Source organism: Lentibacillus daqui (assembly GCF_027186265.1).
Classification (GTDB): Bacteria; Bacillota; Bacilli; order Bacillales; family Amphibacillaceae; genus Lentibacillus_C; species Lentibacillus_C daqui.
Map to the genome: position 1 here is coordinate 3,153,863 of NZ_CP114176.1, position 14,144 is coordinate 3,168,006.

10 protein-coding genes are annotated in these 14,144 nt (G+C 36.2%); all 10 read right to left on the minus strand.

Annotated features, from left to right (window positions below; all coding sequences use genetic code 11):
- Window position 1 precedes the first annotated feature (1 nt).
- The 10 genes from O2S85_RS15820 to O2S85_RS15865 all read right to left on the minus strand — a co-directional run bounded on the left by O2S85_RS15820 (window position 2) and on the right by O2S85_RS15865 (window position 14,009).
- Window positions 2-1,606, minus strand: a complete 1,605-nt coding sequence (locus tag O2S85_RS15820) for a mannitol dehydrogenase family protein (RefSeq protein WP_269410263.1) — start codon at window positions 1,604-1,606, stop codon at window positions 2-4.
- 152 nt (window positions 1,607-1,758) lie between these two features.
- On the minus strand, window positions 1,759-4,260 hold the full coding sequence (locus O2S85_RS15825; RefSeq protein ID WP_269410264.1) for a glycoside hydrolase family 31 protein: 2,502 nt from the start codon (window positions 4,258-4,260) through the stop codon (window positions 1,759-1,761).
- Between the two features lie 230 nt (window positions 4,261-4,490).
- Window positions 4,491-6,026 (minus strand): MFS transporter, encoded by a 1,536-nt coding sequence (locus O2S85_RS15830; protein ID WP_269410265.1) that lies wholly within the window; start codon window positions 6,024-6,026, stop codon window positions 4,491-4,493.
- Window positions 6,027-6,443: 417 nt separating this feature from the next.
- A complete protein-coding gene (locus tag O2S85_RS15835; RefSeq protein ID WP_269410266.1) occupies window positions 6,444-7,067 on the minus strand; it encodes a bifunctional 4-hydroxy-2-oxoglutarate aldolase/2-dehydro-3-deoxy-phosphogluconate aldolase in 624 nt (207 codons plus the stop codon).
- Between the two features lie 34 nt (window positions 7,068-7,101).
- Window positions 7,102-8,055, minus strand: coding sequence for a sugar kinase (locus O2S85_RS15840; protein ID WP_269410267.1), 954 nt, complete (start codon window positions 8,053-8,055; stop codon window positions 7,102-7,104).
- Window positions 8,055-9,089 carry a LacI family DNA-binding transcriptional regulator gene (locus O2S85_RS15845; RefSeq protein ID WP_269410268.1) on the minus strand — a complete coding sequence of 345 codons (1,035 nt, stop codon included), beginning with the start codon at window positions 9,087-9,089 and terminating at the stop codon, window positions 8,055-8,057. The genes O2S85_RS15840 and O2S85_RS15845 overlap by 1 nt, the downstream gene beginning before the upstream one ends.
- 381 nt (window positions 9,090-9,470) lie before the next feature.
- Window positions 9,471-9,794 (minus strand): AtuA-related protein, encoded by a 324-nt coding sequence (locus O2S85_RS15850; protein WP_269410269.1) that lies wholly within the window; start codon window positions 9,792-9,794, stop codon window positions 9,471-9,473.
- Window positions 9,782-11,107, minus strand: a complete 1,326-nt coding sequence (locus O2S85_RS15855; protein WP_269412614.1) for an acyclic terpene utilization AtuA family protein — start codon at window positions 11,105-11,107, stop codon at window positions 9,782-9,784. The genes O2S85_RS15850 and O2S85_RS15855 overlap by 13 nt, the downstream gene beginning before the upstream one ends.
- 30 nt (window positions 11,108-11,137) lie before the next feature.
- On the minus strand, window positions 11,138-12,430 hold the full coding sequence (locus tag O2S85_RS15860) for a CitMHS family transporter (RefSeq protein ID WP_269410270.1): 1,293 nt from the start codon (window positions 12,428-12,430) through the stop codon (window positions 11,138-11,140).
- A gap of 199 nt (window positions 12,431-12,629) precedes the next feature.
- Window positions 12,630-14,009 carry a sigma-54 interaction domain-containing protein gene (locus O2S85_RS15865; RefSeq protein ID WP_269410271.1) on the minus strand — a complete coding sequence of 460 codons (1,380 nt, stop codon included), beginning with the start codon at window positions 14,007-14,009 and terminating at the stop codon, window positions 12,630-12,632.
- Between the last annotated feature and the right edge of the window lie 135 nt (window positions 14,010-14,144).

Below are 14,144 nucleotides of genomic sequence, written 5' to 3' on the forward strand. Positions count from 1 at the left end.
TTTAAGCTAAATATTTCTTAAGTGTAGCCCTTATTGATCCGGGTCCAATGATTAGCTCTTTTACATATTCTTCAACCTTTGACCCAAGTCCAACCTTATATAGGTCAATACCGAAAATGGATTCATTAGAAAGAATATCATACAAGTTGTTTGCCACAGATTCCGGTGCGCCAAATTTTATACCAGAAATAGAACTTTGCAGCTCGTCAAGCATTGGATCTGGACTCAATTCCATCTTTTTTCCTTCATCATTCAACCCCATTAAATACCTTATCCATCCAGCAATAACCAAAGGGATATAGCTTAGGTTCTTGGCTTTGTCTTTATACAATTTAATTGTTTCGCCATATCTTATGGCTAGTTTCTGCGATGTATCTGACGCAATCCTTTGAGGTGTATCAGGTATATTCTTATTTGGAAGCCTTTTATTTATTACTTCATCTATGAACTGATGGGGGTCAATGATCTCTGGATCTTCCACAACAGGCAGCCCTTCCTTATAGCCAACTTTTTTAATTAATTCCCTAATTTGGGGATCATTCATTTCATCAGCAATTGTAGAATAACCTAATAAACATCCATAAACGGCCATTGCTGTGTGCAAAGGATTTAGACAAGTACACACCTTCATTTTTTCAACTTTATCAACAGTTTGTTTATTTGTAAGGTAAACGCCAGCTTCTTCAAAAGGAGGTCGCCCATTTGGAAAATTATCTTCAACAACTAAATAGTGAGCATCCTCTGTATTTACAAAAGGAGCATAAACAGAGTGCCCCTTTGTCTGTATAATATCCATTGATTCGAATCCCAATTCTATCAATTTGTTTAAAACATTTTCCGAAGGTCTTGGTGTAATCCTATCTATCACACTCAAAGGAAAAGAAACTATACGATCGTTTTGTAGATAATTTATAAAGCCTTCATTTACAAAACCATTAGTTTTCCATAACTTTGCAATCTCTAGTATAGTTGATTTTAATTTATCCCCGTTATGGGAAAAATTATCAGTACTTAGCAATGCTATTGGATAAGCACCTTTGTTATATCTTTCATATAATAACGCTGTTAGAATTGAAATAGTATGTTTTGCGTATTCTGGTCCATTATCAATATCATTTTTAACAATGTTTGAATATTGGCCATTAGGTTTCTTCAAACTATATCCTTTTTCTGTTATTGTGATAGAAACCATTTGCAATGATTGGTTTGCAAAAACATTTTTTACCCTTTTTGTCGATGAAGAGTTACTGTTTGAGTAATAATGGCTCTCTACAACACTTCCAATAATTTCTTTATCAATCTCTCCATTTGCTTTGGTTACACACATTAATGTTAGATTATCATTTGCATGGTATATTTTTTTTATGGTTTCATCACTGGATGTATTTACTACGATGATTCCTGTATTTGACAATCCCTTATTAATTAGATTTTGCTGGATAGAGGCGTGGAAACATCTAAAGATGTTTCCACCGCCAAAATGAATCCAAGTAGGTTTACGAATGGTATTCTTCTTTACTTCATCAAGTTTGTAACAGGGTAATTTAATTCCCTTACTCAAAAATTCGTTTTTGTTTTCCATGAAATTTTTATTAAGTTTAAGCATAAGAAAACACTTCCCTTTAAAAACGATAATCCTCTTCCAAAATCAACTTCAATTTGTTTTATAATTCACCACTATTGCTAGCAAAATTATCAAATAACCTTTTTACCTTCGAAAAGTAATTCATGTTTTACAAATACTGTATAAATGACGCTTTACATACCAATTAAATTAAATTCCTCACTAGAAACCATAATTTCAAACTTTTCTTTTTGTGGTTTCTTACACTTTACTAAAATCGTTCTATCTGACAACTCATAATACCAACCTTCATCCGCAGCTTCCCAGGTGTCCCTATTAAGAAAACGTGGTATTTCTTTATTGTCAGCTGTAACCCAATACGCTCCTTTCTCCTTATTAATCAGCTTAATATTAAGGGAGGATATACTATTTTTATAATCCCCTGTTGTTTCAAAAGAAATCCGTTTACGAGAATCACCAGTCACATCTATTTTCGTATACTCATATACACCATTTTTAAAGTCATTACTTATACCGTCATCATCATAAAAATAGAAGGTACCATCTGATTCTCCCCCGATTAGAATATCAAGACTCGTCATCGTATCTGTTGAAATATGTGTAACATCATTATTTGTAATAAAAATTCCATTACCCCTCAAAAACATAGGAATACTATCTAGTGTGACTGGAATTTCAATTACTTGACCACCTTCATATTCTTTCAGGTTATTATTAATATCGTACCATTTGCAACCCTTTGGTAAATACACTTTCCTTGTTTTTGCTCCTTTTTCAAGTACACTGGCTACCAAAACCGATGGACCAAACATAAATGTCATGTTTTCATCATTATAACAATTGATGTCATTTTGAAATTCAAAAAACAAAGGTCGCATTATTGGTTTTCCATTAATATGGGCATCGTACATTAAAGAATATAAATATGGTAACATCTTATAACGCATGCTATACGCATGGCGAACATATTTATTGTATTCCTCATACATCCATGGTTGGGTTACTGTATTATCATCGTTAGCTGAATTAATACAGAATCTTGGCTGAAATATGCCATTTTGTATCCATCTTAGTAAGAGTTCCCCCTCTGGAGCGTTTCCAGCAAACCCCCCGATATCGCAACCAAAATTAGCTACTCCTGATAATCCCATACCCAAAATAGTAGCGATATTGAATTTTAATGTACGCCAATCCGTTAAATTATCGCCTCCCCATGTCTGTGCATATCTTTGAATACCCGCAAATCCAGCACGATTTATAATATAAGGACGATGGTTCGGATAAAGTTCAAAAATAGCCTTTTTTGCAATATAAGCCATTAAATTGGAGTGCATAATTTTTAGTTGAGCCATGGTTCCTTTCTTTCCATCAAAATCACATATTGCATTCCGATCCTCTATGCCATCATATTCACAATTATCATTCCATACAGTTGTAATACCCTTACTTAAAATAGTTTCTTGAAGTAATTTTTTCCATGTATCCCTGCCTGTAGGATTTGTAAAATCTATAAATCTTCCGGATCCCCCCCACCAACGACCAGTATAATCTTCTTTACCATCAGGACTTTTCACAAAGACATTATTTTTTTCAAATTCATTACTATATGGATGATTAAACAATATACCCGGTTTTAAATTAGGAATGACATCAATGCCCAGTTCATTCATTTTTTTTATAAATCCCTCGGGATTAGGAAATCGTTTCTTATTCCAATTAAAAGTATATCTTAGATTGTCTTTTTCCCCAGATGAGTAACCTGATGCTAATTTAAAATTGTCTATATACATCTTTTCATCAACATATTTATTAATTACCTCATATATTTCTTTGTCACAATCCTTTTCTAATTCAGCATAATACATAGTTGAAGCAGTGTATCCAAAGCTATGTTTTGGAGCCATTGCTTGCTTTCCTGTTAACTTTGTATAGTTATCTAGGACCTGTCCAACTGAGGGGCCGTTAATAAAAAATAAATCAATGTCCCCTCCGTCAGCCTGATAGTAGCTATAACGTGGCCAATAACCACTAATTTCATTTCCCATATCAAATACCGCGTCATATGAATTATGATAAAAAAGTCCAAGGGCATGTTGATTATTTTTATTCAATTTAATATAAAAAGGTATATGTTTATACAATGGATCTCCCGTTTCCGGGTCATGACCAATTGCATCTTTAGGTGTCATTCGCATTCTTCTGCCCTTTTTATCCAATTTACCTGTTTTTTCACCAAATCCATAAAAATGATCATTTTTGAAATCTATTTGATTATAATGAGAAACTCTTCCTAATTGATCTTGCTCAAAAGCCCTTAACGGTAAATCGCTATATAACTTTTCACCGTTTAACTGATATAAGGAAAAATGTAGTGGTGATTTACACATTACTAATTTCATTGTATTTGTATAAAAAACTATTTCCTTATCTGTTTCTTCCATAGGAATGTCCAGTGCTTTTATTTTTTCGCGTTCCTCGGGAAATAGATAGTCCAAACGATCTTCCCATGCAGTCATAACCAAACTATATGACTCTTCCGTCCACTGTCTGTTAAATGAAACCCGTACACGTATGATATCATCCGTCATAAAAATGATCTTAATATCAGCTGCATCGCCTTTCACATAGTAACCATTCTTCATTTTATTTATAGACAAAAAGTTTTTTAAAAGCATCTAAGGTTCCTCCCACACTCTTTATGAATAGAAATTTACTTTGAAGATAAAGAGACTTTACTTATGATAATCTAACGCCAAAACCACCAATGGGAATTTTCAGATTAATACAATCACCTCAACCCTGGCAGTTTATCACTCACCAAACAAATTTGAAAATGAGTGGCATCCGTCACAGTAAAGATACTCACCATAATTGGTATAGCCTCAACCTTCTTATTTTCTAAATTTTATTTTATAACATGTTTTTTACCAAACTGTTCATCTTCCCAAACATTTTCCCATTTGTAACCAGTCAAATTTTCAATAACATTTTTTGTTTTTGGATCTGCACTGTTTTTATCACCTCCTGCCCGAAGTCGGTTCAACTCATCCCGCACAATCCCATGTGTCCTTTTGTTTAGGTGGAAAGTCTGCGCTTCCAATAATGCAACTAACAGTAGGATTCCTGTCCCACCAATCAACACCGCCGCAATTGTATTTTGAGCTCCAGTAGTTTGATGAATACTTCCTTCTACATATCCTCCCATATCTAGAAAGTACCCTACACAAACGGTGGCAACAGCAACTGTTGATTTTCTGACGAATGTCATTACCCCAGCATAGATACCCTCACGATGTTGTTTCGTAACAATTTCATCCAAATCCGGTATTAGAGGATATACATTCCACGGTACAAACTGCAAAATAGCAAGACCAAAGTTATAAAGGAATCCAAAGGCAAATAGTAGAATGACCATACTACTTGGTTTAGTGGCAAAGAGTACATAAAAGCCACATAATGCAATAATTTCACAGCTATAGGATACACTGTATAGCCAACGTGGCCCAAATTTGACCATTAGGAAGCCCGATAAAATAATTACCAACGGCCCTATGATGCTAAGCGACAAGACATTAGCACTCGTTGTTGGACTCACCATCAATGCAGAAACACAAAAGTATGCAAATACAGCATTAAACACATCCTTTGATGTAAATGAAAATAAATAAATAATGAGATGTTTACGAAATGACTTTAACCGTAAAGTAGAGAAATAATCCTTGCATTGCTTCTTTAAAGTTTCCCAAAGTCCAGAAGAAGCAGTTTTTCGCAGATTAGCTTCAATCTCTGGAGTAATTTGGCGTTCCCATGTACTCTTGTAAGCAATAAAAACACAAATCACATAAATAACCGCAAAAAATATCGCATTGTATAAAAAAGGTGCTGCACTATTCTCACCAAAAAATTTGAATAGTTGTCCCGGAACAAACGTTGCTAAAAAAACACCTGAAGAGGATATGAACATTCTGGTTGTTGAAAATAACGTTCTCTTTGTATAATCTTCAGTCATTTCTGTCGGTAGCGTTTCCCAAGGAATCAAAACCATTCCTGCGACTATTTCGAACAATAAATAACTAATCAAATAGTACCAATACCCCATACCTGTGATCCACATTAAAATGAAAACAAGCATAAGCGGAGAACCTATTAAAAGAAAAAAATGTCTACGTCCAAACTTCTTACCAATAGCGGTTCGATAAAAATTATCACTGATACTTCCCATGAATAAACTTATAAAAGCATCAACAACACGGGCAATACCGAGTATTGAAGCCGCTTCCACCGCAGTTAGACCAGCATATGTAGTCCAAAAGAATAAAAGCCAGGCACCAATAATCGTGAATGCGCCACCTCCCATTACATCAGGCAGTCCAAATCCAATTGCACGAAAAATATTTATCTTTCTCGGTTGATATATCTTTGATGCCTTTTCTTTATTCATTAATATCTCCATCCTTTACATTTAAAATGGGAGTATTTCTTAATACAACAGGGATCCATTTTATTAATTATTTAGAAGCCACTTTTGTCATTTACAATCAAAGGATTATTATAATGCGTTTTCATTTTTTATTATGCAATATCTGTTTTTTTCATCAATAAAAATATTAAAATAAGGTAAATTTAGCGGACAACACCCCTAACAAAAGTTGTGATCTGGATATCGTTGTAAGTCGCAATATATCCCCTTTGATAAAAGGTTTAAATACGAAAGCTGCAGTAGTGAATTGCACTGTTTCTTTTGGTTCCATACCTGCCAAAACACCCAGAAAATTCCTGCACATGTTTACCCAACAAGATGAATAATCCTTTAAATTCTACCGTGCTTTTAACATAAATGCCCTTCGCTTTTTAGTGTTTATTTGGTAAGTTGTACTAGCTGCGATGCTTTATCAGTTAACTGTTCCAAATCTGCAGCATTTAAAATCTTCTTAGGGACCAAAGAACTTCCTAACCCGATAGCAATGATTCCTGTGTCCAGAAAATCTAGCATATTCTCCTCATTGATGCCTCCTGTAGCCATTAACGGTATTTGTGATAAAGGCCCTGACACATCTTTAAAATACCGTGGACCCATGGTACCCGCTGGAAACACCTTTACGATATCCGCACCATGTTCATATGCGGTTAGGATTTCAGTTGGGGTTAGACACCCAGGAATACTTAAGGCGCCATATCGCTTGGTCATTTCAATCGTATTTATGTTCATCGTAGGCGAGATGATGAACTTTGCTCCGGAATGGATCGCCATTCTCGCTGATTCAGGGTCAAGCACCGTCCCTGCCCCGATCAACATATCATCTTCTGCCTTTTCGGATAATTGTTTAATAACATCCAAAGCGTTTGGAGAATCAAGTGTTACCTCAAATACCTTGACTCCACCTTTTTTTAGTGCTTTAGCAATTGCAAATACATCATCGGGATCTACTCCACGCATAATTGCAATAATTTTGCTTTCCTCTAATTGCTGAATATAAGACACGTCTTTCACCTCTTAAAATGAAAATGTATTTCTATCATCTTTCAATATAATTTCTTTTCCCCATGTGCATCAGAACATCATCCAAATATGGAAGACCTTCATTATCTCCTGCAACAGTTACAACCATCGAACCGATCGTATTCGCAAATTCCAATGATTGTTCTAAACTATATCCGTGCAAATAGGAATAAATATAACCAGCATTAAATCCATCGCCTGCACCTACAGTGTCCACTACTTTTTTTGGTTGTTTGGCAGTAACGTTTCGTAATTCTCCATTAGCATAGCCGGTTGCCCCCTTTTCCCCACGCTTAATCACAATGTGGTCTGGACCATACTCTTTAAAAATAGTGATATATTGTTCGATTGATTTATCACCAAATAGCCATCTTGCTTCTTCTTCCCCAGAAAAGACAAAATCGACATATGGTAATAGTTTTAACAAGTTCGCTCTTGCCTCATCGATACTCCATAATTTCAAGCGAATATTTGGATCGAGTGAGACCTTTACGCCATGTTTTTTAGCAAGTTGTACGGTATGTTCTAAAATAGACATGTTTTTCGGATCGATCGCTGCAAATACACCTGTTATATGAAGGATCTTCGTATTTTTAAGATAATCTTCATCGATACTGTCTTTTGTCAGCGCTTCTGTTGGGGAACGATCCCGATAATAAAATGTCCTACCAGATCCGTCCTCTAAAATCTCCTTGAAATTGATCGAAGTGGGATACCCATCTATTAGTTTAACCTGTGAGATATCGATTCCTTCTCCACGAATAAAATTAAAAATATATTGACCAAACCCATCGTTGCCAATCCGGCTAATGAATCCAGTTTGTATCCCTAATCTGGCACATCCAATAGCAAAATTAAGTTCTGCCCCACCAATTTTTCGTTCAAAGGAATGTACATACCTCAATGGCCCCTTGGTAATCGGGTCAAAAGTTATCATGGCATCCCCGATAGTTACCACATCCTTCAGCATCAAATCCCCCTCTTTTCCTGTATGTGTCCACTACTCGACTCTCGAATAAGTAATTTTGGCTCAAATCGATACACCGACTGTTCCAATTCCGCATCAGTTTTGTTAATTTTTTGAAGTAACAAACTTGCAGCTTTCGTTCCCATTTCAAATGTAGGTTGCGCAACTGTTGTAATTGTTGGATGGAATGCTAAAGCAAACGGAACTTCGTCAATACCAACAAGAGCAATATCATCTGGAATTTTTACGTTCTCTTCCTTAAAAAATTTAAGTATCTCCATCAACGTCAAGTCATTACCTGCAAGGATCCCTTTAGGAGGATGAGATGATTGCAACAAATGTTTAATCGCGGCCTTCATTTCGCTTATTTCTGTATGAATGATCCAATCATCCTGAACGATTAAACCATTTTCCGCCATAACCTTTCGATACCCTTCCACCCGTTCAAACCGAGGTGTCAGGTGCTGGTTATATGAGGTTGTTACCATTCCAATCTCATGTATCCCCTCATCAATTAAATGCTGAACAGCGAGAGAACTTGCCTTTTCGTTATCCAACAAGACGGAACAACCTTCCCCATTCGGACTAAGACGGTCCATGAAAACAAGCGGGTAATTTTCATTTATTAACTCTTGATATAAATTAAGATTTTCCCCGGTAGGAAATATAATGAGACCATCAACTTGTTTCGCCCTTAGCATGTCAATATAATTTTTTTCTTTTTCCGGGTCATCATCCGCATTGCACACGATGACATGAAATTGATTCGATTGGCAATAATCCTCGATGGATCGAATAATTTGGGTCGAAAAGGTATGCAGTATATTCGCAACAATCACACCTATAGTAGATGTTTTCTTTTGCTTCAAACTACGGGCTATATAATTTGGTTGGTAATTCAACTCTTCTATTGCCGCTTTAATTCGATTTTTCGTGTTTTCCCCCATATAATTGAAGCGTTTATTTAAATATTGAGAAACAGTACTCTTAGATACATTTGCTGCTTTAGCTACATCTGCAATACTTGCTTTTTTCATTTTATATTCCTCTTTCTCATTACTAAAACGGTTTAGTAAATCGATTTAGGGTTATTATACAAGAAAATGAAACAGCTTTCAACAAGTTTTTGTCTATAATTAAATATTTTAGGACATACAGATTGATGCAAGCATTAAACCGCAATTCACGCCTTCAATAAAAAAGAAGTTGCAGTCTTTGATTGTTCTTCCAATTTTGATGCTATAAAATGGATACAAAGAGTACTATGTTATATTCATATACAGCTATATACGAAATAAATCCTTATGAACCGCTTCTATGTGGTTCACCTAACACCGCACACCTTTTAAAAAACAGAAAAAGACTACCCGTTAGGATAGCCTTCATTGGATAGAAAATTTCAAAATCAGCGTTTTTTCTTACAGATCTATTCTGTCAATTTCCATTTCCAAAAGCGCACTACTCAAACTCTTCCCATGCGTATCCATTGCTAGTGATGTCGTTACCCCACCCATTAAACTATTATGGCAGACAAAATTCAATGCCTTTATATTGGGTGCCTCATACCGAGTAACTTTTCCTAGTATAATATCCTTCATATGGGACTTAACTTTTTCCGCTGTGATATTTTCACATAACCATTCATAATCCTCCTCGTTATAAGGAATGAGTGAAAGACTTAGCTTATCTCCTTTATCCCCTGCCCTGCTGTGGGCAATATCTAATAATTTCATTTCTTCCATTTCCTCTCCTTTATATTCACCATTGTTTCTATTTGGTCTCTAGGAACAAAGGTGGAAACTACCCCTATTTGTTCAGTAACCTTTTTTCGAGCACCTCCACCGCCTGATGGACCATTTAGGTATAAAGATTCTACCTCTTCTCCAATTAATTCTGCCATATCTCTTAAGTAATGATACCCTGCCGCACGAACCCTAATTTCATAAGGTCTACTCTTCTCTTTAAATTGTGCTCTGTGTACCGAGGATAAACCAATAAAATCAATACGCAAGTCAGGTATTTGTTCCGACAATCTTTCTTTTAATATTTTACCGGCAATTTTGGCGCGTTCTACCGCATCAGACCCCGCGTACGAAATCTCCCCCTCTCCCAAAAAACCTGCATGGTAGCCCAGGGATACTTTAAGTAAATCTGGTCTTTTTTTTCCACATCCATTCCGTACTTCAACTTGGTTTTTCCCTATTTCCTTCAGTTGTACAGAGCTAAAATCAGCTATCACATCTGGTGTTATATATTCAGCTGGATTGTGAACTTCATACAGTAATTGTTCCTTTACCGTCCGTAGATCAATTAAACCACCTGTCCCCTCTACTTTTTTTATAATGGACCGACCATCTGAATCTATTTCAGCATACGGAAAGCCAATATGAGCTAGATTCTCCACTTTCTTTTTATATCCATCTGCAAAATATCCCCCGCTGATTTGACCAGCACATTCTAATAAATGACCATTGACTGTCCCTTGACCTAACCTTTGATAGTCCGTTTTTGACCACTTAAAATGATAAACTTGGGGAGCCAAAAAAAGAGATGGATCAGCAATCCTGCCTGTTATAATAATATTTGATTCTGTTTCAAGAGCGGGCAATATTGCATCAATCCCTAAATAAGCGTTAGCTGAGATAATCGGCTCATAAGATGATAATTTTCGGTTGTTTTCCCAATCTGTTGCATTTTTATCAATTTTATCCACTACATCATCCCCGGTTACAGCAGCTACTTTACAAGGAAGATTTAGCTCATCTGCTATTTCAGTTATTTTCTCTGCACCGGCAATAGGGTTAGCAGCTCCCATATTTGTAATTAGTCGTACACCTTTTTTCAGCAATAATGGTAATAGCCTGCGAATCCTTTTCTCTAGTAAAGGATCATATCCATCATTAGCATCGTGAGATTTTCGCTGTTGGGCAAGTGCAATTGTTCTTTCCGCAAGGCATTCTAATACTAAGTAATCTAAATCAGCATGCTTTAATAATATTTCGGCAGGTTCAAGACGATCACCCGAAAACCCTGCTCCAGTTCCTATTCTTAGCATCAATTTATTCCTCCCATGTTTTTTTGAAGTTTATAAAGGGATAACTCCCGTAATAACTGCGATGATTGTCATAATAACCGATGTTCCAAAAGCCCATTTAAAAATAAAACGCTGATGATCGCCTAAATCCACTCCGGCTAATCCTACCAGCAAAAATGTGGAACCCGTCAAAGGACTAATTGGAAAACCAGTTGTCATTTGACCCAAAATTGCTGCACGAGCCATTTCTGCTCCTTCAATCCCATATGCCGAGGCTGTTTGGCTAATCACTGGCAACACCCCAAAATAGAAGGAGTCTGGTGTGAACAATAAACTTAGGGGCATACTTAGAATCCCAATAATGACAGCCATCGATCCTCCCAGACTTTGTGGGATCATTGAAATCATTGCTTCTGCCATAGCATCGATCATTCCCGTCCCTGATAATATCCCTGTAAAGATCCCAGCAGCAAAAATAATCATAGCAACTGTTATAACATTTGGTGCTAAGGAAGCAATTCGTTCTTGCTGAGACTTTGGATTTGGATAATTCATTAAAAGAGCGATAGCAAAGGCAACCATAAAAACAATAGGCAATGGAAGCCATTCTCGCACCAAAGCTATAATGACAATAATGGTTAATATGAGGTTATACCAAAATAGTTTTGGACGCTTTAAGGATATTTCCTCCTTGGACAATTCCTCTTGATAATCATAGGTAATCTGTTTAATCCCTATCCTCTTACGTTCGTTCTTGCCTAGTAAGTAGGCCACAATCAGTACCCAAATTATTCCCACAATCATTGCCGGGATAACTGGATTAAATACTGTACTAACATCGATTTTTAACGCACTGGCCGCCCTGGCAGTTGGCCCACCCCATGGAAGCAAATTCATAACCCCAGCCCCCAAGGCAACAATTCCTGCTAACACAATTCGTTTCATTCCAAGTTTATCGTATAATGGCAGGAATGCGGGAATCGTAATTAAAAAGGTCGAAGCACCAGAACCATCTAAGTGTGATAACATTGCTACAACTGCAGTCCCTATGGCAATTTTAGTTGGATCACCTTTAACCAGCCGTAAAGTCCGGGAAATAATCGGATCAAATAATCCTGCTTGACTCATGATACCGAAGTAAAGAATCGCGAAGGATAACATAATTCCGGTGGGCGCAACCCCCTGAATCCCCTCCAACATGATGGGCCCCAAATCAGAAGCAAATCCTCCTATTAAAGCAAACACAATTGGGATTAAAATCAGAGATATAATTACAGACATTCGCTTGGTTAAAATTAGTACTAAAAATATCAAAATTGTAAGAAATCCAAATAAAGCTAACATAGCACTCCTCCTTAAAAACATGTTGTTTGTATAAAAATGCAAAAATTATGCCAAAAAGAAAAAGCCTATAAATCGGGCTTAGGGAAAAATTAGTTCTAGAATATTAGAACATCATCATTTTATATCACTTCTCATATCGATCCACTGAAAACGCTATCATTATTATGATGTTCTAGAATTTATTCCAAATAAATAGAATTCATTCTGATAATTTATTATATAACGTCGCTAACGAAATCCCTAGCTTTTTGGCGGCCTTTTTCTTACCTTCAAGTGTGTAACCATACGTTTTTAATGTTTGTTGAATAATTTCTTGTTCTGTTCTTTTTAGAACTTCCTTCAGACTTTTTTCTTGGTATGTATTTGGTAAGGAAGTCTTTCTTGTAAGAAACTCAGGAAAATGATCCATTTCAATAGTAGCGTTATCTGTCATATTCATAGCGTATTGAAATACATTAAAAAATTCTCGTGTATTACCTGGCCAATCGTACTGGATTAATGCAGAAATCGCATCGTTAGTTACATTCATCTCCTTTAATTCATGTGTATGATGAAGTAAGTGATCGATTAACACATGAATATCGTCTTTCCGATCTCGTAATGGCGGAATAACCACTTGAATTCCATTTATTCGATAATATAAATCTGCTCTAAATCGTTGTTTCCGGGTCATATTTTCAAGATCCTTATTCGTAGCCGCAATAACTTGAACATTTATTTCCTGTTCCCTTAAACCTCCAACTTTTCGAATTCGGCCATCCTGTAATACTCGAAGTAGTTTTGGTTGCAGATCAACAGGCATATCTCCTATCTCGTCTAAAAAAAGAGTTCCATTATTTGCAAGTTCAAACAATCCAATTTTCCCACCCTTTTTGGAATTTGTAAAGGTACCCTCCTCATACCCAAATAGTTCAGCCTCAAGCAATGAAGATGGAATTGCAGCACAATTAACCGGAACAAAAGGATAGCCTGAACGCTTGCCTTCATAATGTATAGCATGAGCAAACAGTTCTTTACCTGTACCACTCTCGCCACAGATAAGTATATTCAAATTACTGTGTGAAGCCTTCTTGGCAATAGCTACAGTTTTTTCCAACCCAGCATTTTTTCCAATAATATCGTCAAACGTATATCTGGTTTTATAAATATCCCCAACAGTGTTTTCTAGTTTACCTAATGCCTCTCTGCTTTTAGCCAGTTCCTTGGTGAGCTTACCAACTTCTGTAACACTTTTAAGGACGGAAACTGCCCCTATCATCCGCTCCCCGCTATCGATCGGTGCCATGTCTACAACATATCTACTATTCCCTTCTTGCCGATAAATTCCGGTTCTTTTTTTACCATCGTTTAATACACTAGGTAAAATAGCACCTTTTCTGACATCGACCAGCTTTTTACCAATGATCGTTCCCTTCTTTACCCCAGTTATATTGGTATATTCATCATTTATCACCCGTACAATTCCCTTCGAATCTATAACTAATATACCATCATTAATAGAATCGATAATTTGTTCCAGCCAATTAATATAAGCGGTTGAGGATACATTGAGTTCATTCATATTATAATTTTCAAACATATGAAATTCTCCTTTAGTTTGAATACTGATGTGTAAAGTCACTAATGGTTATGTTATATTTTTGGAAATTAAGGGATTGGCTTTAACCAACAACATATGCGTAGGAAGAGTTTGTATGGTCGGGATTTCACCTAT